Raw genomic sequence first — 18,867 nt, forward strand, 5'->3', positions numbered from 1 at the left:
GAGGGTTTCACTCGTCAGAGTTTCGACGGTGCAGTCAGCTCGCCGGAGACCAGCTTCGCCTTGTACTCGTCGATCTTCGCGGTCACGTCGTCGAGGAAGCCACCGCTGGTCGCGTACCCGACACCGTCGCGCTTGATGTCGTACAGGTCGTAGCCGGCCTTGGTGGTGCCGTCCTTGAACGCCTTCACGAAGTCGAAGACGGCCACGTCGACCTTCTTCAGCGACGACGTCAGGATGTGCTTCTGCTGCTCGGGCGTCGCGGTCTGGTACTGGTCGGAGTCGACGCCGATCGCCCAGATGCCGTCCGGCTTCGTTCCGACGACGTCGAACAGGCCGCCACCGGACAGGCCGGAGGCGTGGAAGACGATGTCCGCACCGCCGTCGTACAGCGCGGTGGCCGCGGTCTTGGCACCCGGCGGGTTCGCGAACGCCTTCGCGTCACCGGTGTCGGAAAGCCACTTCATGTCGAGCTTGATGCTCGGGTCGACGGCTGCCAGCCCGGCCTTGAAGCCGGCCGCGAACGGGTCGATGATCGGGCCCCGCACGCCGCCGATGAAGCCGACCTTCTTGGTCTTGGTCTTCAGGCCCGCGGCGACACCGACCAGGAACGAGCCCTGCTCGACCGAGAACACCAGGTTGGTGATGTTCGGACCCTCGGCGAACCCGTCGACGACCGCGAACTTGACGTTCGGGTACTCCTTGGCGACCTTGTTCACCTCTTCGGTGTAGACGAAGCCCACCGCCACGACCGGGTTGAAGCCGGCCTCGGCCAGCGTGCGCAGCCGCTCCTCCTTCGCGGAGTCCGGCTCCTGCGCCGCGGCCTCGGACTCCTCGCAGGTGGCGTCCAGCTCGTCCAGGGACTTCTTCACACCCGCCGCGGCAAGGTCGTTGAAGGAGTGGTCGCCGCGGCCGCCGATGTCGTACGCCAGCCCGACCTTGGGTCCCGCCCCCGACTTGTCGGCGCACAGCTCGTCGCTGGTGGCAGCACCACCGGTGTCTTCCTTCTTCGCGCAGCCCGCCACCAACAGCGCCACGGTGACGGCGAGCGCCGCCAGCTTCGTCGTGTGCCGCAAGATGCCTCCTCGATCCCTGATCGCCCCGTGCAGGCGTTCGCAGCGAAACGATAGACCCGGCGAGACCCCCCAGCCACTGACGATGCGTCACTGAAATGCTCGTTACTCAATCGTAGTTTCGGCTGTGACGCTCAGCCAGAACGCCGACGCGGCGGGTGAGGTGGCGCTGACCGGATCGGTCCGGTGCCCGAGCCCGGGCCGTTGTTCCGCCGCTGCGATGCGAGAATTCCCCAATGACCATTTCGCAGCAGCTGCTGCTCAGCGACCTGCAGAGCCGTGTCGCGGCGGTCCGGGACGAGATCGTGACCGTGCGTCGCGACCTGCACGCGCATCCGGAGCTCGGCTGGCACGAGGTGCGGACCACCGAGCTGATCCGGCAGCGGCTGGTGGCGGCCGGCCTGTCACCGCAGGTGCTGCCGACGGGCACCGGTCTGATCTGCGACATCGGCTCCGGTGACACCTGTGTGGCGCTCCGCGCCGATATCGACGCCCTGCCGGTGACGGAGGGTGTCGATTCCCCTTTTCGGTCGACGTACGAAGGCGTGGCCCACGCCTGCGGTCACGACGTCCACACCGCGATCCTGATCGGCGCCGCCGAGGTGCTCGGGCGGATGTCGGCCGACGGGCTGCTGGACCGTCGCGTCCGGCTGATCTTCGAGCCGGCTGAGGAGGTGATGCCGGGCGGCGCGCTCGGTGTGATCGCGGCCGGCGGCATGGAAGGCGTACGGCGCATCTACGGCCTGCACTGTGATCCCCGGTTGCCGGTCGGGCAGGTCGGCCTGCGGGTCGGCGCGCTGACCGCGGCAGCGGACCGTGTCCTGGTGCGGGTGACCGGCGACGGCGGTCACACCTCCCGGCCGCACCTCACTGGCGATCTGGTCTACGCCTTGTCCACCCTTGTCACCGAGCTGCCGGCCGCGTTGTCGCGCCGGGTCGACCCGCGGGCCGGCCTGTCGATGGTCTGGGGCCGGATCACCGCCGGCTCGGCCGCGAACGCCATACCGTCCCGCGGTGAGGCCGAGGGCACCGTGCGATGCCTGGACGTCAGCGCCTGGAAGTTGGCCGCCGACCTGATCCCCATCCTGGCCGAGCAGTTGATCGCTCCGTACGGCGTCGAGGTCAGTACCGAGGTGACGCACGGCGTACCCCCGGTCATGAACGATGCGGAGGCGATCGCGGTGTTCCAGCGCGCGGTCAGCGAGGCGATCACGCCCGACGCAGTGGCCGCGACCGATCAGAGCCTGGGCGGCGAGGACTTCGCCTGGTACCTCGAGCACGTTCCAGGCGCGATGGCGCGGCTGGGCGTCCGTCCCCTGGGTGTGGACGCGGCCGCCGACCTGCACACGCCCGGCTTCTCCCCGGACGAGGACGCCATCACCGTCGGGATGACGGTTCTGGCGTCCTGCGCCCTACTGGACTAGGGCGTGTCTCCCGATCCCACGCCGTAGCGAGCAGGTGCTCGGCGGAGTGCCTCGGTGAGCTGGAGTGGAGGGTTCGATGTGGTTTCATCGTGCCCTTCGCTCCAGCTCAGCGAGGTGCCCGCCGAGTGCCGCGCAGTAGGCGTGGGATGGGGAGACACGCCCTACAGGGTCAGCGGTTCGGGACCTGGACCTCGACGACCGGGACGTTGACGGTGGTCGAGTGGTAGACCTCGGGCAGCGCTGCGCCGGTGCCGTCGTTGCCGGACCAGGTGCCGCCCCAGGTGGTGCTGGCGGTCACCGGCCAGCCGGCGCTCGACCGGTCGAACGAGATCGTGCAGGCCGAACCCTCCGAGGCGCCCGCGCCGTACGCGTACTTGGCCTGGTTGACCGAGCACGAGGTGGAGCCGGCCGGCGAGGTAAAGGCGACACCGTTGCTCTGCGCGTCCAGCGTCACCGTCGTGTTCCCGGCGGTGGCCGTCAGGTGCAGCTTGCCGTCGTCGGCGAGCGCGGTCGCCGGGTTGGTCACCCAGAACCAGGTCGGTACGTTCACCAGCGTGGCGCCGCCGTTCGCGCTGACCTTCGGGTTGCGGTCGATCGCCGGGTCGGTCAGCCCCTGCTGGGCGAAGTCCCACAGCGAGGTCGCGAGGTCCTCCGGGGCGACGTACGGCTCCGGCTCCTGGCCCTGGATGAACGCGGCGTAGCCGATGCCGATCTCGGTGCCGTAGTAGTTGCCGCCGGACTTGGTGTACCCCTCGTCGACACCGTTGTGGCCCTCCTGGCAGCGCAGGCTGTACCAGCGGTACTTCGTCCCGTTCTTCGCCGCCTCCGTCACCCGCTTCACCTCGTCGGCGTCCGGCATCGACAGCCGGCCCGCCGCGGCGTGCCCACTCAGCAGCGGGATCGACTCGTCGTAGAACTTCTGGAAGCCCTCGGGCGTGGTCGCGTCGTTGCCGCCGATGTCGGGGTTGTACAGCTCCCACCAGCAGGTCGGCGCGACGGCGAGCGACGTACCGCCGCTCTGCACCACGGCACCGGAGTCGCTGGTGATCGTGACGCTGACGGAGATCTTGTAGCCACCGTCACCGGACTGCTCGAGTCCACCGCCGGCATGCGCCGGCGCGGCCGTGACCGCCGCCGCAGCAAGTCCCGCCAGGGCGGTGGCGATTACTGTGCGCTTCATGGTGGCTACTCCCCAGGTCTGGTCGTACCAACTCTATCGAGACGTGGACTCAGACGTTCTATGACGCGGTTCGGTTGCGTCAATGGCAGGGGCTGTCGCCACCGAACTTGATCGTCTTGACCAGCCAGACCTTGCCGCCGCCCAGTTGGAGCGTGCTGGTGATGTTGTAGAAGGGCTTCGGCGCGCTGAGCGGCTTGCCCTTCGCATCCACATCGACCGTGGTGTTCACCATGCACGAGGTCAGCGTCGCGGCCGACCCGCGCGCGGTCACCTTGGGAACGTCCACCCACACCTCGCCGACCGTGTGCTGGCCGCGACTGCGCAGCCCGGCGACGTCGGAGCGAACGGCGTTCAGCGCGTCGCCGGTCGCCGTCTTGCCCAGCGCGTCGAGATCGACCTGGACCTTGTGGTACGCCGTCAGCCGGACCTCGATGTACTTGATGAACGCGTCCGCGGCCGCCTTGTCCGAGGTCGACGCGGCCACGACCTTGCGCCGGTGCACCGCGATCGTGTTCGGCGGCCCGCCGCTCGAAGACCCTGTCGTCGGGGAAGCAGTCGTCTCTCCCGGAGTCGTACTCGCGCTGGTCGGCTGCCCGCTCGACTCCGGCCCCAAGGTCGGCAGACCACCGCCCTCGTCGTCGCCAGGGCCGCAACCGGCGGACACCAGCAGACCCAGCACCACCCCGACGACCGCCATACCTCGACGCCCCATCGCCAACCCCTCTCGACCCGCAGGTCCGCTCAACGCTAGCGTTCGAGCGGACCATATCGGCTCGGGTCAGAAGCTCGGGTCAGAAGGTGTCGGCGGGGACGTAGACACCCCACACATCCCTGAGGGTGTTGCAGACTTCGCCCACGGTTGCTCGGGCCTTGAGCGCCTGTTTCATCGGGTAAAGGCAGTTGGCATTGCCTTCGGCCGCCTTCTTCAGGGCAGCCAGGGCTTCGTCGACTGCCGGCTGGTCGCGTTCGGCGCGGAGCTTGGCCAGGCGTTCGACCTGCTGGGCCTCGATCGCGGGGTCGACCCGGAGCGGTTCGTACGGCTCTTCCTCGGCGATCCTGAACTTGTTCATCCCGACGACGACACGCTCGGCCGAGTCGATCTCCTGCGCGATCGCGTACGCCGACCGCTCGATCTCCTGCTTCTGGAAGCCCTTCTCGATCGCGGCGACCGCACCGCCGTACTCCTCGACCTGATCCATCAACTCGACCGCGGCCGCCTCCACCTCGTCGGTGAGCGACTCGACGACGTACGAGCCGGCGAACGGGTCGACGGTGGCGGTCACGTCGGTCTCGTACGCGAGCACCTGCTGGGTGCGCAGCGCGAGCCGGGCCGCCTTCTCGGTCGGCAGCGCGATCGCCTCGTCGTACGAGTTGGTGTGCAGCGACTGCGTCCCACCGAGTACGGCGGCCAGTCCCTGGACGGCGACGCGGACCAGGTTGACCTCGGGCTGCTGCGCGGTGAGCTGGACGCCCGCGGTCTGGGTGTGGAAGCGCAGCATCATCGACTTCGGGTTCTTCGCGCCGAACTCGTCCCGCATCACTCGCGCCCAGATCCGCCGGGCGGCACGGAACTTCGCCACCTCCTCGAGCAGCGTGGTCCGGGCGACGAAGAAGAACGACAGTCGCGGCGCGAACTCGTCCACGTCCAGGCCGGAAGCGACCGCGGCCCGGACGTACTCGATCCCGTCCGCCAGCGTGAAGCCGATCTCCTGCGCGGGCGTCGCGCCGGCCTCGGCCATGTGGTAGCCGGAGATCGAGATCGTGTTCCAGCGCGGCAGTTCCGCCTTGCAGTACGCGAAGATGTCGCTGATCAGCCGCAGCGACTCCTTCGGGGGATAGATGTAGGTGCCGCGGGCGATGTACTCCTTCAGTACGTCGTTCTGGATCGTGCCGGTGAGCTTGTCACCGGCGACGCCCTGCTCCTCGGCGACCAGTTGGTACAGCAGCAGGAGCACCGACCCGGGGGCGTTGATGGTCATCGAAGTGGACACCTGGTCCAGCGGGATCCGGTCGAACAGCACCCGCATGTCGTCGATCGAGTCGATCGCCACACCGACCTTGCCGACCTCGCCGTGCGCGATCGGGGCGTCGGAGTCGTAGCCCATCTGGGTGGGCAGGTCGAAGGCGACCGACAGGCCCATGGTGCCGTGGTCGATCAGCTGGTGGTACCGCTGGTTCGACTCCGCCGCGGTGCCGAACCCGGCGTACTGGCGCATGGTCCACGGCCGCTCGGTGTACATCGTCGGGTACACACCCCGGGTGAACGGGAACTTCCCCGGCTCCCCCAGCTTGCCGCCCGGCTCGAACCCGTCCAGCACCTCCGGCCCGTACACCGGCGCGAACTCGAACCCCGACTCACTCCGATGACTCATCCCCCCACGGTAGGCCGAACCACACTCCCACTGGTATGCACCAGCCCACGCCACCGATGTGGGCTGAAGCACAGAGATGCGGGAAGGGGTCGTTTTGCCGCGTGGTGGGATTCCTTCTAGGCTGTGGCGGCTTCGGGGGAAGAGGTTTCCGCCTACCAACCCGGAGTTCTTGATGCGCGCGCGTGGACCGGCCCTCGGGGGCCTGGCTCTGATCATGTCGGTGTCGGTCGGCGTGGTGGTCGCCGGACCGAGCTCGGCCGACGAGCCGATGCTGGTGAAGAGTGTCGGGACCCAGCTTCCGGTCCAGGATCTCCGCGCCATGGAGCTCGACGAAGCACGTGGCCGGCTGTACCTCGCGCAAGGCGCCGGCAGCACCCTCCCGCTCGTGGTGACCGACCTTGACGGCGTGCTGCAGACGAAGCTGACGGCAGTGACCGGCGCCTCCGACGTGGTTCTCAGCCACGACCACCAGCAGCTCCTGGTGACTCAGGACTACGACCGCGTGACCGCGCTGGACGCGGACACATTGGTGCCTTCGGCAACGTACGACGCCCCCAAGGGCGCCTGCGTGTACAGCGTCGAACCGACCGGAGACAAGATCGTCGCCGCCTTCCTGGACTGCGGTCTCGGCACATCCGGCCTGCTGATCTGGTCCGCGCCCGGGACCGCGGCGACGGTCTACACCGACGGCCCGAACTACCACCCGATCATCGCCGGCGCGGCCAACGGACTGCTCGTCGCCGGCGACACCGGGTACTCACCGGTCACGACGTACGTCATCGACGTCTCGGGCGCCACACCGACCATCGTCAGCCGGCGCGAGAACACCGGCGAGAACCTGGTCGACTACGCCATCAGCCCCGACGGCACCGAGGTCGTCGAGACCACCGGCTACCCGTACGAGCACCACTCCTACAAACTCGCCGACCTCTCCGACGCCGCGGTGTACCCGAGCGGCGCCTACCCGGCCGACGCTGCCTGGTCCGGCGACAGCTCGACGGTCGCCGTCGGCCGCTCGAGCACCGGCTCCAACGATGCCGACGTGCTGTTCTACGCCAAGGGCAGCACGACCCCGACGTACGCCGTCGACTTCCGCAGCGCCGACGAACTCTGGAAGGGCACCCTGCTGCTCAACTCCACCGGCACCCGGGCCTGGGCGGTCACGTACGACGACACGTATCAGAACGTCCAGCTCCTGCACTCCTTCGGACCGGCGCACCAGCCGAAGGCGCCGGTCACCGACCTCCATGTCGCGGCACGCACCGGATCCGGCAAGGCCAAGTCCACCGCGTCTGTCACCGTCACCTGGACGTCGCCGTACTCGCGCCCCGGAAGCTCCACCAACCAGCAGTTCCTGCAGCTGTACGCCACGCCGGCCGGCTCGACCGCCCGCCTCATCGGCAACCCCGAGATGACCTCGGCGGGCACCTTCACCGCTACCTACGCCCTCCCGCGCGGTACCACCACGTTCACCGCCCACTACAAGGACTTCGAGAACTGGTACCCGGAGGCCACTGTCACCACCACGCTCACCCGCTGACCGCGCTGGTGCCCCGCTGTTCACGGGGCACTCACCAGATGCAGCCCCGTGGTCACGTGCCAGTCACCCGGCGGCCCTGAAGCCGTCGACAGGGCATCCACACCGTGTCACGAAGGTGTCGCCGAGGGTTCATGCTCGGTGGGGAACCTCGCAGCTGTGAGGATCGTGATGGTGGCTGAGACCTTCCTGCCGCAGATCAATGGCGTGGCGAACACGGCTCGCCACGTCGCCGATCGGCTGCGTGCCCGTGGGCACGAGCTGCTGATCATTGCCCCCGGCCCCGGTCCGGACAGCTATGCCGACGTGCCCGTGATCCGGGCCCGCAGCTTCCGCACGCCTGGGTACAAGGAGTTCCCGGTCGGCCTGCCCGATCCGTCGATCGAGCGGGCAATGGCCGACTTCGATCCCGATCTGGTCCACCTCGCCTCGCCGTTCATCATCGGGGCCTACGGGCTGCGCGCGGCGCGCCGGCTCGGGCTGCCGACAGTGGCGATCTTCCAGACCGACATCGCCGGGTTCGCCCGCCAGTACCCCTGGTTCGCCGCCGCGGATCGTGGGATCTGGCGCTGGGTACGGCGTACCCACTCACGGGCCGATCGCACCCTCGCACCGTCGACCGCGTCGGTGGAGGCGCTGGTGCAGGGCGGCGTACCGCGGGTCCATCTGTGGGGCCGCGGCGTGAACCTGGACCTCTTCGATCCCGGTCACCGTGACGAGAACTGGCGCCGGGAGATCTCCCCGGACGGCAAGCCGATCGTCGGGTACGTCGGCCGGCTGGCCGCGGAGAAGAAGGTCCGCCGGCTCGCCGAACTGACCGACCTGGACTGCCGGATCGTCGTCGTCGGCGACGGACCGGACCGCGTGTCGCTGGAACACTCCTTGCCCAGCGCAACCTTCCTGGGGATGCGCCGGGGTGCCGACCTGGCGTCGATCTTCGCCGGGCTGGACGTCTTCGTGCACACGGGGGAACACGAGACGTTCTGCCAGACGATCCAGGAGGCGCAGGCCTCCGGGGTGGCCACCGTCGGCCCGGCCGCGGGCGGCCCGCTCGACCTGATCCATCCGGGCGAGAACGGCCTGCTGTTCGAACCCGGCCAGCCCGGATCGCTGCGCGAGGCGGTCAAGACGCTCCTCGATCACCCCACGGCGCGCGGCCGGATGGCCGCCGGCGGCCTGGAACGCGTGCAGTCCCGGACCTGGCCGGCGGTGGTCGACGATCTGGTCGACCGGCACTACGCCGAGGTCCTGCGCGAGGCGGCAGCCGTACGGCGGGTCGCATGAGCGAGCGGAGCGAGCTCATCAGAAAGCACAGCCGGATTTGCGCCTCATCGGCGCCCGGAGCGAAGCGAGGACGCCGATGAGCTTGCTGCGGATCGCCCAGCTGGCCAACTTCGTCGGGCCGACCTCCGGTGGGATGCGGACCGCGATCGAGCACCTCGGTCAGGGGTACGTCGAGGCCGGCGCCGAGCGGATCGTGATCACCCCGGGCGAACGGGACGTGGCGATCGACACCGAGTTCGGCACCGTGGTCCGGACGAAGGCCCTGAAGATCGCCGGTGGGTACCGCCTCATCACCGATCCCTGGAAGGTGATCGAGACGCTCGAGCGTTTCCGGCCGACCACCGTGGAGATCTCGGACAAATCCACGCTGCTGCCGGTCGCGCGCTGGGCCCGCAAGAACGACATCGGCTCGGTGCTGTTCAGCCACGAACGCCTGGACGCGATGCTGTCGCTGTACACCGCCCGGCCCCGGCGGCTCGGCGGTGAAGGAGCGCAGTACCGCCAGGGCGTCATCGCCGGTGTGGGCGCGCTCTACAAGATCCTGAGCCGCACGTACGACGCGGTCGTGGTGACGTCGCGGTACGCCGCTGCCGAGTTCGACGAGGTGACGACGCCGCTGGTCCGGATCCCGCTCGGGGTCGATCTGGACACGTTCCACCCGTCGCTGGCCGAGCCGGTCGACGACGGCGTACTCAAGCTGGTCCACGCCGGCCGGCTGTCCCGCGAGAAGAGCCCGCATCTGGCTGTGGCCACCGCGGCCGAGCTGCATCGCCGCGGTGTGAACCTGCGCATGGACGTCTACGGCTCCGGCCCTCACCTGGACGAGCTGGTCGCGATCGCCGGTGACGCCCCGGTCATTTTCCACGGGTACGTCGACGGCCGCCAGCGCCTGGCGACACACCTGGCCGAGGCGGATATCGCGTTGTCCGTCTGCCCCGGCGAGACCTTCGGCCTGGCCGTCCTGGAAGCCCTCGCCGCCGGTACGCCGGTCGTCACCGCGAACACCGGCGGTGCGCGCGAACTGGTCGACCAGACCTGTGGTCGCTGGGCCTCGGCGAACCCGGTCGCGCTGGCGGACGCCGTACTCGACCTGGCGAAGCTGCCCGGACGCAGAGCCGCGGCCCGTCGCCGGGCCGAGCTCTACGACTGGGACTTCTGCATCCGCCACATGCTCGCCCTCCACACCCGGCTGGGCCAGGGGCGCCTGGCCGCTTGACCGTGCAGCTCGACAGGAGGTACGGCCCGATCCGGCGGTCCACAGGGCCAGGCTGAGCGTGACTGCAGCGCCCGCTGGGGGTGTACCTCCTGTCGTCCTGTACAGATCAGGTCAGGTGGTCATAGTCGCCGCGGACCCACGCCGCGTGGCGATCGGCCGACCGGCGTACGACGGCCTTCGCGTCGACCGGGATCGAGGCACCGAAGTTGTTGTACAGCCGGTCGTACTCGAACGGGTCGAGCGCGCGAGCGACCCGGTCCACGACCGCGCCGGACAGCGGGATCCGGTTCGGATAGCTGCGCATGAAGCTGACCGAGGTCCGGTCCGGGTTGGCGAAGATCGTGTCCCCGGACAGGATCACACCCTTGCCCTCGGCACCCTCCGCCCAGTGCACCACCGCACTGCCCGGGAAATGCCCGCCCGGCTGGATGACGGTCACTCCGGGCAACGGGTTCAGCTTGCCCGACCAGGTCCGGATCACCGGGTCCTGCCGGGCCACCCACTCCGCGTCCGCCTCGGAGACGTACACCGGCACGTCACCGAGCCGGTGGCTCCATTCGACCTGGACGCCGTACATGTGTGGGTGACTCGCGATGATCCCGGCCACCTCGCCCTGTTCGCGGATCCGCCGGACCGCGTCGTCGTCGACGAACCCGATCGGGTCCCAGAGCAGGCTGCCGTCCGGCGTCACCAGCAGCATCGACTGCTGGCCGATCCCGGCCGGCGGCTTCGACCGGACGCCGTACAGGTTCGGCTCGACCTCGTCGATGGTCACCTCGGTGCCGGCCGCGGCCAGCTCCTCCAGGGTGGTCCAGTGCTGGCCGTCGGCGGGCACCCACTGCCGCTCGTCGGCGCAGATCGCGCAGACCTCCACTTGTTCGGAGTGCTCCACCGCACAGGTCGCGCAGATCCAGAAACTCACCGTGTTCTCCCCTCAGTCGGCCGACGCGACCGATCTCACACGCATCGCGATCGATGTCACAGCTGTCAGTACATTTCACCTCAACGAGCGGGTCTAGCATCAAGACGACCTGGTGAACGCGTACGAGGAGGATCTGGTGCCCAGCAAACCAGCCGGCACGCTGTATCGCGGCCGGGAGGGCATGTGGTCGTGGGTCGCGCACCGGATCACCGGTGTCGGGATCTTCTTCTTCCTGCTGGTGCACGTGCTCGACACCGCGCTGGTGCGGGTCTCCCCGGAGGCCTACAACGAGGTCATCGGCACCTACAAGAACCCGATCGTCGGCCTGCTCGAGGTCGGTCTGGTGGCGGCGATCCTGTTCCACGCGTTCAACGGCATCCGGCTCATCCTGGTGGACTTCTGGGCCAAGGGCCCGCGCTACCAGCGGCAGCTGATGATCGGCGTCGGGGTGATCTGGGTGGTGCTGTTCGTGCCGTTCGTCATCCGCCATCTGACCCACGTGTTCGGAGGCTGAGATGTCGGAGATCGCCGCACCCCGGTCCAGCTCCCGCTCCCGCTCGCTGAAGGGCGGCGGCCGGAACCGCTCCGGGCAGACCAACTTCGAGCTGTACAGCTGGCTGTTCATGCGGCTGTCCGGCCTGGCCCTGGTCGTCCTCGTGCTCGGCCACCTGTTCGTGAACCTGATGCTCGGCGGCGGCATCACCGCGCTGGACTTCGGTTTCGTGGCCGGCAAGTGGGCCAACCCGCTGTGGCAGGTCTGGGACCTGCTGATGCTGTGGCTGGCCATGCTGCACGGCACCAACGGGCTGCGCACGATCATCAACGACTACGCCGAGAAGGACCAGACCCGGTTCTGGCTCAAGGCCTTGCTGATCACGGCGGCGATCGTCATCGTCGTACTGGGCACCCTGGTGATCTTCACGTTCGACCCCTGCCTCGACCCCAGCAGCACGCTGTCGGTCTGTAAGTAAGGACGTTATGCAACAGCATCAGTACGACGTGATCATCGTCGGCGCGGGTGGAGCGGGCATGCGCGCCGCCCTCGAGTCCAGCAAGCGGACCCGGACCGCGGTGCTCACCAAGCTCTACCCGACCCGGTCGCACACCGGCGCGGCCCAGGGCGGCATGTGCGCCGCGCTGGCCAACGTCGAGGAGGACAACTGGGAGTGGCACACCTTCGACACGGTCAAGGGTGGCGACTTCCTGGTCGACCAGGACGCGGCCGAGGTGATGTGCCGTGAGGCGGTCGACGCCGTCCTCGACCTGGAGAAGATGGGCCTGCCGTTCAACCGGACCGCCGAGGGCAAGATCGACCAGCGGTTCTTCGGCGGGCACACCCGCAACCACGGTGAGGCCGTCGTTCGCCGGTCCTGCTTCGCGGCGGACCGCACCGGCCACATGATCCTGCAGACGCTGTACCAGCAGTGCATCAAGCAGAACGTCGAATTCTTCAACGAGTACTACGTTCTCGACCTGCTGATGACCGACGGCAAGGCCAGCGGTGTGGTCGCCTACGAGCTGGCCACCGGCGAGCTGCACGTGTTCTCGGGCAAGTCGGTGATCTTCGCCTCCGGCGGCTTCGGCAAGGTGTTTCGGACCACGTCCAACGCGCACACGCTGACCGGCGACGGAATGGGCATCGTCTGGCGCAAGGGCCTGCCGCTGGAGGACATGGAGTTCTTCCAGTTCCACCCGACCGGCCTGGCCGGCCTCGGCGTACTGCTGTCCGAGGCGGCCCGTGGCGAGGGCGGCATCCTGCGGAACAAGGACAACGAGCGGTTCATGGAGCGGTACGCCCCGACCGTGAAGGACCTGGCGCCGCGGGACATGGTCGCCCGGGCGATGGCCAACGAGGTCCGCGAGGGCCGCGGCTGCGGTCCGGACGGCGCGTACGTGATGCTCGACCTGACCCACCTGGAGCCCGCGCACATCGACGCGAAACTGCCGGACATCACGGAGTTCGCCCGGACGTATCTGGGCGTGGAGCCGTACACCGAGCAGATCCCGGTGTTCCCGACCGCGCACTACGCGATGGGCGGCATCCCGACCAACATCAAGGGCGAGGCGCTGGCCACCAACGACGACGTGATCCCGGGCCTGTACGCCGCGGGTGAGGTCGCCTGTGTGTCCGTGCACGGCGCGAACCGCCTGGGCACGAACTCGCTGCTCGACATCAACGTCTTCGGCCGGCGCGCGGGCATCGCGGCCGCGGAGTACGCCGCAACCGCCGTCTTCGAGGAGTTGCCGGACGACCCCTCGGCGTACGTCGTCGAACTGGTCGAAGGGCTGCGCAACTCCACCGGCGAGGAGCGGATCGCGGCGATCCGGTCCGACCTGCAGGCGACGATGGACCTGAACGCGCAGGTGTACCGGACCGAAGGCTCGCTGAAGCAGGCGCTGGTCGACATCGAGGCGCTCAAGCTGCGGTTCGCCTCCGTCGGCGTGCAGGACAAGGGCAAACGCTTCAACACCGACCTGCTCGAGGCGGTCGAGCTCGGCTTCCTGCTCGACCTGGCCGAGGTGCTGGTGGTGTCCGCGCTGGCCCGCAAGGAGTCCCGCGGCGGGCACTTCCGGGAGGACTACGCCACCCGCGACGACGTCAACTTCATGCGGCACACGATGGCCTATCGCGAGCTCGATGCCGAAGGCAACGTCAACATCCGGCTCGACTACAAACCGGTCATCCAGACCCGTTACAAGCCGATGGAGCGGAAGTACTGATGGACGTCAAGGTCAAGGTCCTGCGGTACAACCCGGAGGTCGTCGACGAAGCGGAGTGGAAGACGTACTCCGTCAGCCTCCAGCCGACCGACCGGGTGCTGGACGCGCTGCACAAGATCAAGTGGGAGCAGGACGGCACGCTGACCTTCCGGCGGTCCTGCGCGCACGGTGTCTGCGGCTCGGACGCGATGCGGATCAACGGCCGCAACCGGCTGGCCTGCAAGACGCTGATCAAGGACCTGAACCCGGAGAAGGAGATCACCGTCGAGCCGATCAAGGGCCTGCCGGTGCTCAAGGACCTGGTCGTCGACATGGAGCCGTTCTTCGACGCGTACCGCGCGGTGATGCCGTTCCTGGTCACCAGCGGCCACGAGCCGACCCGGGAGCGGATCCAGTCGCAGGCCGACCGGGACCGCTTCGACGACACCACCAAGTGCATCCTGTGCGCCGCCTGTACGACGTCCTGCCCGGTCTTCTGGTCCGACGGCCAGTACTTCGGCCCGCAGGCGATCGTGGGCGCGCACCGGTTCATCTTCGACAGCCGCGACGAGGGCACCGAACAGCGGCTGGAGATCCTGAACGACAAGGAAGGCGTCTGGCGCTGCCGGACCACGTTCAACTGCACCGACGCCTGCCCGCGCGGCATCGAGGTCACCAAGGCGATCCAGGAGGTCAAGCGCGCACTGATCTTCCGCCGGGTGTGAGCTAGCTCACATTCACCAACCAACCTCTGTCCCCCATCCGTCGTGGGGACAGAGGTTGGTTGCTGTTGCACCAACACCGCTTTCTTCTTCTCCTGCCGGCAGCCAAGCCGACAGGAAGGTGGGCAGATGGGCCGGGGAGGGTGCTTTGGAGAGTCTGCGCGAGGTGTACGACGGTTGCTACCGCCGGCTGGTCGGGCAGCTCTACGGCCTGTGCGGCAGCCTCACCGAGGCCGAGGACGCGGTCCAGGAGGCGTTCGTCCGGGCGGTGGAGAAGCCGCACCGGTTCGCCCAGGTCGACAACCCGGAGGCGTGGCTGCGCACGGTCGCGGTGAACGTCGCCCGCAGCCGGTACCGCCGGACCATCGTCTTCCACGGTCTGATCAGCCGGACCGGTCCACCGGCGGACGTCGTACCAGGACTGTCTCCGGACCACGTCGCGCTCGTCGACGCGCTCCGCCGGCTGCCGTGGGAGCAGCGCGAGGTCATCGCGCTCCACCACATCGTGGATCTGCCCGTCCGAGAGATCGCCGCCCAGCTAGGCATTCCGGAGGGCACGGTCAAGGCCCGCCTGGTGCGCGGGCGAGCGCGACTGGCCCCGTTGATGCGTGACACCGCAGAGGAGGTCGACCATGTCTGAGCTGAAGGACCTCGCCTGGTCCGTGCAGGAAGTGGTCGAGCCGCCTGTGTTCGAGCAGCTGGAGCGGCGCGGCGTACGACGCCGCCACCGCAAGCAACTGGTGGTCGCGGCGACGGTCGCCGCCGCGATGGTGGCCGCCGTACTGTTCGCCGTCCTCCCGTCCGGCAGCAGTCCGTCTCCGGATCGCCCGGTGGCTCCGCCGACCGCACCGTTTGCGTGGAACAACGTCGCGTCGCCGGCGCTCGTCTCGCCGACGCGCTGGGCGGCGGGTTGGGACGACTGCAGTACGCCGCCGGTGTGCCGGTACGCCGCCGTCGTCAACAGGGACGGGAAGAAGGCGACGGCACCGGTGCGGTCGGTGCCCTACGCGACGTTCCGGTCCGGCGACGAGGTGATCGCTGTGTCCGGGCCGGAGGGTGAGCGGCTGACACCAGGCGACCAGTCCTGGTCCCGGACCGTGCTGCTGCGATCGACTTCGCGCGGCGTGGTGCAGACGGCGCTCCGGTACGCCGCGCCGACCAGGACGATCCGCGCCGGCGAGATCCTGACGGACCAGATCCTTGGCGGCCGGCTCGTCGTACTCAATCCGGCCGACTCGACCCTGCGTCCGTTCGAGATCCCTGGCCTGCAGACCGCTTGGTCGACTGCCCGGGACGAGACCGGGCGATGGTGGGTTGTCGGCGGGGTGCTCGGTGAGGAGTTCGGCGGTACGCCGGGCAGTGCCTCGCGGAGCGACATCTACTGGTCGGATGACGACGGCAAGAACTGGCAGCAGGCCTTGCTGCATCCGGATCAGCCGGGCAGCACGCTCTCGGTCAGTCCCGACGGTCGCACGATCGTCGCGGTGTCCGCGAACGCCGAGGAGATCGCGACGGTGCGGATGTCGACCGATCGCGGTGCCCACTGGGCAACCGTTCAGACCCCACAATGGAGCAAGGGCGTCTACCCGGTCGCCTTCGACGACGGCACCGCGGTGGCGCTCGGACAGCCGGCCGACCACCCGACACCCGAGCTCTACACCTTGAGCGACGGACACGCGCGACTCGTGAACGGCGTACCCGACCTGCTCACCTACCTCGCCGGAGACGAGCAGCTGATGTACGGCCCGCAGGACCAGAACGGCGTCGCCACCCGGGCAGCGGTCAGCACAGACCGAGGCAAGACCTGGAGCTTCGTCGGCCTCCGCTAACTCCTGGCGGCATGTGCTTACGGGGTGCATGTGCTCACGGGTGCATGTGGGCGCCCTCTCACGGGTGCATGTGGGCGCCTTTGAGGGTCTTGTCGACGGCGTTCTTCGGGCCGTAGAGGGCGATCCCGACCAGGTCCAGTTCCTCGGTCGCGACCGCCTTCACGGCTGCCCGGTTGTCCCGATCGTTGCCAGTAGCAAACAGTTCCTGAGTGAACACCGAATGCTCGATCCCCCGCTGCAACGCCCGCTGGTGCGCGGTCGCCATGAACTCCTTCGACCCTTCAAACACCAACACCGGCTGCCGAAACATCGGCAGATACATCACCCCGTCCGCATCCTCATAAGGCTCCCCCACCACCTCAGCCCGAGTCCCCGCAATCCCACTCACCAAGAACGCCGCCACATTCAACCGCTGCCAAACCGCCAAATCCTCCCGCAACAAAACAGCAATCTTCGTCTCAAACCGGATCGGTTCCTTCTCACTGTCCACACCCCCATCGTCCCGACCCCCACCCCGGACGGTCTTGTACGTTCTTCACCTCCTCACCAGTCGTGGATTTCATCGCCGAATCGACCAGATCCTGCACCAAATCCACGGCTCGGCGGCCGCACGGTGCGGTCATCAGCGGGCGTCGCGCGGGTGGTCAGCAGTACGGGGGGTTGGTGGTTACTGCGGTGGCTACTCGGAGGAAGAGGTTGAAGAGGCGGTAGAGGGTGAGCATGTCGGATTCGACCGTGACGGTGCGGTCGTCTTGGCGGGTTACGCCGGGGATGGCGGTGAGGTGGGAGACGACGGAGGCGGATTGCCAGCGGACGGTCAGGCGGCAAGGGGTTGAGCGTTTCCTGACATTGGGCAGGGAGCGCAGGGCTTCGGTGGTGGTGGATTCGATGGCGGCGCGGGCCCCGGGGATTGGGACGAGTTGGGCGGCGAAGCGGTCCTTGGCTTGTTTGACGGCGACCGTGCGTACGCCGGCGTCCCAAGCACTCATCTCCGCGCAGGCCGTGTCGTCACCGGTCAGCACCGCGACCGGTACGCCGTACGCCGCGGCACCGGCGTGGAAGAGGCCGATCTCGCCGGTGACCTGATCGTCGAGCCAGATGTCCTCGATCTCGTGGCCCATGAAGCTGTGGCTGAGTACGCCGAGCACCCCGGCCCGGGCGTGATACCCGATGCAGAGGACGGCGTCGTACTCGCTGGTGAGGCCCTCCATCATGCCCATCGGCTTCGGGCGGCCCTTGATCAGCGTGGCGCGGGGGTCGAGCAGGTCCGGCAGCAGGTTGCGCATCGGGCCGTGCGCGTCGTTGACCAGTACGGCGGTCGCACCGGCGGCGTACGCACCGCGGACGGCGGCGTTCACGTCCTCGGTCATCATCACCCGGCCCCGCTCGTAGTCCCGGCCCGGCGGCTGGACGTCCTCCGCGTCGACCAGTCCGGTGATGCCCTCCATGTCCGCGCTGATGTAAGCCTTCACGGGACGCAAGCGTATGTTCTTGACTGTGAGCGGTGGCGCCGAGGTCAAGGCGTGGCGGCCCGAGCTGAGCGGGGTCGTCGAGGTCCTGCACGCGCACTTCCCGTCGCACGCGTACCCGAGCCACACGCACGACGCCTGGACCGTGCTGATCGTGGACGAGGGCGTGGTGCGGTACGACCTGGACCACCGTGAACACGGACTGGCCCAGGCCCAGGTCTCACTGCTGCCGCCAAACGTCCCGCACGACGGCCGCTCGGTCCGGCCCGAGGGCTTCCGCAAGCGCGTGCTGTACCTGGAGCCCGAGCGGCTCGGTCGCGACCTGATCGGTGCGGCCGTCGACCAGCCCGAGTACGTCGATCCGCTGCTGCGGCACCGTTTGCACCAGTTGCACGGCGTACTGCTGGACGGGCGGGAGGACCTGGAGGCGCAAAGCCGGCTGACGCTGATCGAGGAGCGGCTGCGGCAACATCTGCAGCGGAACGTGCTCGACCCGCCCGATCCGCGCGATCCCGGGATCGCGTCGCGGCTCCGCGACGTACTGGACGCGAACGTGCCGGCCGGGATCACGCTGGACTACGCGTCGAAGCTGGTGCATGCGCATCCGGCGCATCTGGTCCGGGCGTTCAGCCGGGAGTTCGGCATGCCGCCGCATCGATACCTGACCGGGCGCCGGGTCGACCTGGCCCGGCGCTATCTACTCGACGGGCATCCGCCCGCGGACGTGGCGACGCTGGCCGGGTTCTACGACCAGTCCCACCTGAACCGGCACTTCCGCAAGATGCTCGGGGTGACGCCGGCGAGCTTCGTCAGGCGTTGACCTTCTGCTCTGCGCGGGAGGCCTTGTATGCGCGGACGCCCCAGGTTCCGAGCAGGGCCGCGATCAGCAGGTTGACCACGATCAGGACGGTGTGGGCGACGTAGTACCCGGTCGGACGGCCCTCGGTGGCGGCAAGGTTCTTGATGAAGGTCACGTACGTGACGACGTTCCAGATCGCGATGCCGAGCAGGACCAGCGCGTGCTTGCGTTCGAGTTTCACCCGCCCATTGTCCCCGGCATTGGAAACGGGGCGGCCGCGCCTCACTCGGCCGCCCCGCCCGAGGGGCGAGCTCATGCCATCGACCTTGGTTCATCGCATGGC

General features: G+C 68.5%; 19 protein-coding genes. 11 read left to right on the forward strand and 8 right to left on the reverse strand.

What is annotated here, in order from left to right; genetic code table 11:
- Positions 1–14: 14 nt before the first annotated feature.
- Positions 15–1,073 (reverse strand): BMP family lipoprotein, encoded by a 1,059-nt coding sequence (locus E0H73_RS07995; RefSeq protein ID WP_131352847.1) that lies wholly within the window; start codon positions 1,071–1,073, stop codon positions 15–17.
- A 233-nt stretch (positions 1,074–1,306) separates the two neighbouring features.
- On the opposite strand from E0H73_RS07995, the gene E0H73_RS08000 reads away from it, so the two are divergent.
- Positions 1,307–2,494, forward strand: coding sequence for an amidohydrolase (locus E0H73_RS08000; RefSeq protein WP_202867252.1), 1,188 nt, complete (start codon positions 1,307–1,309; stop codon positions 2,492–2,494).
- Positions 2,495–2,663: 169 nt separating this feature from the next.
- On the opposite strand, the gene E0H73_RS08005 is transcribed toward E0H73_RS08000, so the two are convergent.
- The 3 genes from E0H73_RS08005 to E0H73_RS08015 form a co-directional block, all read right to left on the reverse strand.
- Positions 2,664–3,674 carry a hypothetical protein gene (locus tag E0H73_RS08005; protein ID WP_131352848.1) on the reverse strand — a complete coding sequence of 337 codons (1,011 nt, stop codon included), beginning with the start codon at positions 3,672–3,674 and terminating at the stop codon, positions 2,664–2,666.
- Positions 3,675–3,753: 79 nt separating this feature from the next.
- On the reverse strand, positions 3,754–4,386 hold the full coding sequence (locus E0H73_RS08010; RefSeq protein ID WP_131352849.1) for a hypothetical protein: 633 nt from the start codon (positions 4,384–4,386) through the stop codon (positions 3,754–3,756).
- 79 nt (positions 4,387–4,465) lie between these two features.
- A complete protein-coding gene (locus tag E0H73_RS08015; protein ID WP_131352850.1) occupies positions 4,466–6,046 on the reverse strand; it encodes an acyl-CoA mutase large subunit family protein in 1,581 nt (526 codons plus the stop codon).
- 172 nt (positions 6,047–6,218) lie between these two features.
- On the opposite strand from E0H73_RS08015, the gene E0H73_RS08020 reads away from it, so the two are divergent.
- The 3 genes from E0H73_RS08020 to E0H73_RS08030 all read left to right on the forward strand — a co-directional run bounded on the left by E0H73_RS08020 (position 6,219) and on the right by E0H73_RS08030 (position 10,083).
- Positions 6,219–7,586: a hypothetical protein gene (locus tag E0H73_RS08020; RefSeq protein ID WP_131352851.1), complete on the forward strand. Its 1,368-nt coding sequence runs from the start codon at positions 6,219–6,221 to the stop codon at positions 7,584–7,586.
- 156 nt (positions 7,587–7,742) lie between these two features.
- The gene (locus tag E0H73_RS08025) at positions 7,743–8,867 is read left to right on the forward strand and encodes a glycosyltransferase family 4 protein (protein WP_202867253.1); all 1,125 of its coding nucleotides are present in this window, start codon (positions 7,743–7,745) and stop codon (positions 8,865–8,867) included.
- A 76-nt stretch (positions 8,868–8,943) separates the two neighbouring features.
- Positions 8,944–10,083: a glycosyltransferase gene (locus tag E0H73_RS08030; protein WP_131352853.1), complete on the forward strand. Its 1,140-nt coding sequence runs from the start codon at positions 8,944–8,946 to the stop codon at positions 10,081–10,083.
- Positions 10,084–10,189: 106 nt separating this feature from the next.
- Here the strand turns inward: E0H73_RS08030 and E0H73_RS08035 are convergent, their stop codons facing one another.
- Positions 10,190–11,005: an MBL fold metallo-hydrolase gene (locus E0H73_RS08035; RefSeq protein ID WP_131352854.1), complete on the reverse strand. Its 816-nt coding sequence runs from the start codon at positions 11,003–11,005 to the stop codon at positions 10,190–10,192.
- A 136-nt stretch (positions 11,006–11,141) separates the two neighbouring features.
- On the opposite strand from E0H73_RS08035, the gene sdhC reads away from it, so the two are divergent.
- The 6 genes from sdhC to E0H73_RS08065 all read left to right on the forward strand — a co-directional run bounded on the left by sdhC (position 11,142) and on the right by E0H73_RS08065 (position 16,256).
- The gene (gene sdhC, locus E0H73_RS08040; RefSeq protein WP_131352855.1) at positions 11,142–11,519 is read left to right on the forward strand and encodes a succinate dehydrogenase, cytochrome b556 subunit; all 378 of its coding nucleotides are present in this window, start codon (positions 11,142–11,144) and stop codon (positions 11,517–11,519) included.
- 1 nt (position 11,520) lies between these two features.
- Positions 11,521–11,976: a succinate dehydrogenase hydrophobic membrane anchor subunit gene (locus E0H73_RS08045; RefSeq protein ID WP_131352856.1), complete on the forward strand. Its 456-nt coding sequence runs from the start codon at positions 11,521–11,523 to the stop codon at positions 11,974–11,976.
- Positions 11,977–11,983: 7 nt separating this feature from the next.
- Positions 11,984–13,726: a succinate dehydrogenase flavoprotein subunit gene (sdhA, locus tag E0H73_RS08050; protein ID WP_131352857.1), complete on the forward strand. Its 1,743-nt coding sequence runs from the start codon at positions 11,984–11,986 to the stop codon at positions 13,724–13,726.
- Positions 13,726–14,430 (forward strand): succinate dehydrogenase iron-sulfur subunit, encoded by a 705-nt coding sequence (locus E0H73_RS08055; RefSeq protein ID WP_131352858.1) that lies wholly within the window; start codon positions 13,726–13,728, stop codon positions 14,428–14,430. Before sdhA ends, E0H73_RS08055 begins: the two co-directional genes overlap by 1 nt.
- A 145-nt stretch (positions 14,431–14,575) precedes the next feature.
- Positions 14,576–15,067: an RNA polymerase sigma factor gene (locus E0H73_RS08060; RefSeq protein WP_131352859.1), complete on the forward strand. Its 492-nt coding sequence runs from the start codon at positions 14,576–14,578 to the stop codon at positions 15,065–15,067.
- On the forward strand, positions 15,060–16,256 hold the full coding sequence (locus E0H73_RS08065; protein ID WP_131352860.1) for a WD40/YVTN/BNR-like repeat-containing protein: 1,197 nt from the start codon (positions 15,060–15,062) through the stop codon (positions 16,254–16,256). The genes E0H73_RS08060 and E0H73_RS08065 overlap by 8 nt, the downstream gene beginning before the upstream one ends.
- A gap of 58 nt (positions 16,257–16,314) precedes the next feature.
- Here E0H73_RS08065 and E0H73_RS08070 read toward each other — a convergent pair whose 3' ends face one another.
- Positions 16,315–16,746: a DUF2000 domain-containing protein gene (locus E0H73_RS08070; RefSeq protein WP_131352861.1), complete on the reverse strand. Its 432-nt coding sequence runs from the start codon at positions 16,744–16,746 to the stop codon at positions 16,315–16,317.
- Between the two features lie 154 nt (positions 16,747–16,900).
- Entirely contained in the window at positions 16,901–17,728 is an 828-nt protein-coding gene (locus E0H73_RS08075; RefSeq protein WP_131352862.1) for a M55 family metallopeptidase, read from the reverse strand.
- 13 nt (positions 17,729–17,741) lie between these two features.
- Between E0H73_RS08075 and E0H73_RS08080 the strand changes: the two genes are divergently transcribed.
- On the forward strand, positions 17,742–18,545 hold the full coding sequence (locus E0H73_RS08080) for an AraC family transcriptional regulator (protein WP_131352863.1): 804 nt from the start codon (positions 17,742–17,744) through the stop codon (positions 18,543–18,545).
- Here E0H73_RS08080 and E0H73_RS08085 read toward each other — a convergent pair.
- Positions 18,535–18,765, reverse strand: coding sequence for an SCO4848 family membrane protein (locus E0H73_RS08085; protein WP_131352864.1), 231 nt, complete (start codon positions 18,763–18,765; stop codon positions 18,535–18,537). The two genes, E0H73_RS08080 and E0H73_RS08085, sit on opposite strands and share 11 nt — an antisense overlap.
- Between the last annotated feature and the right edge of the window lie 102 nt (positions 18,766–18,867).

It is taken from the genome of Kribbella pittospori (assembly GCF_004331465.1).
In the GTDB taxonomy this organism is placed as follows: Bacteria; Actinomycetota; Actinomycetes; order Propionibacteriales; family Kribbellaceae; genus Kribbella; species Kribbella pittospori.

Excerpts from the sequence above, each read along its gene's own strand:
- E0H73_RS08000 (WP_202867252.1), top strand. The coding sequence starts at position 1,307 with ATGACCATTTCGCAGCAGCTGCTGCTCAGCGACCTGCAGAGCCGTGTC.
- E0H73_RS08005 (WP_131352848.1), bottom strand. The coding sequence starts at position 3,674 with ATGAAGCGCACAGTAATCGCCACCGCCCTGGCGGGACTTGCTGCGGCG.
- E0H73_RS08010 (WP_131352849.1), bottom strand. The coding sequence starts at position 4,386 with ATGGGGCGTCGAGGTATGGCGGTCGTCGGGGTGGTGCTGGGTCTGCTG.
- E0H73_RS08015 (WP_131352850.1), bottom strand. The coding sequence starts at position 6,046 with ATGAGTCATCGGAGTGAGTCGGGGTTCGAGTTCGCGCCGGTGTACGGG.
- E0H73_RS08020 (WP_131352851.1), top strand. The coding sequence starts at position 6,219 with ATGCGCGCGCGTGGACCGGCCCTCGGGGGCCTGGCTCTGATCATGTCG.
- E0H73_RS08030 (WP_131352853.1), top strand. The coding sequence starts at position 8,944 with ATGAGCTTGCTGCGGATCGCCCAGCTGGCCAACTTCGTCGGGCCGACC.
- E0H73_RS08045 (WP_131352856.1), top strand. The coding sequence starts at position 11,521 with ATGTCGGAGATCGCCGCACCCCGGTCCAGCTCCCGCTCCCGCTCGCTG.
- sdhA (WP_131352857.1), top strand. The coding sequence starts at position 11,984 with ATGCAACAGCATCAGTACGACGTGATCATCGTCGGCGCGGGTGGAGCG.
- E0H73_RS08055 (WP_131352858.1), top strand. The coding sequence starts at position 13,726 with ATGGACGTCAAGGTCAAGGTCCTGCGGTACAACCCGGAGGTCGTCGAC.
- E0H73_RS08065 (WP_131352860.1), top strand. The coding sequence starts at position 15,060 with ATGTCTGAGCTGAAGGACCTCGCCTGGTCCGTGCAGGAAGTGGTCGAG.
- E0H73_RS08080 (WP_131352863.1), top strand. The coding sequence starts at position 17,742 with ATGTTCTTGACTGTGAGCGGTGGCGCCGAGGTCAAGGCGTGGCGGCCC.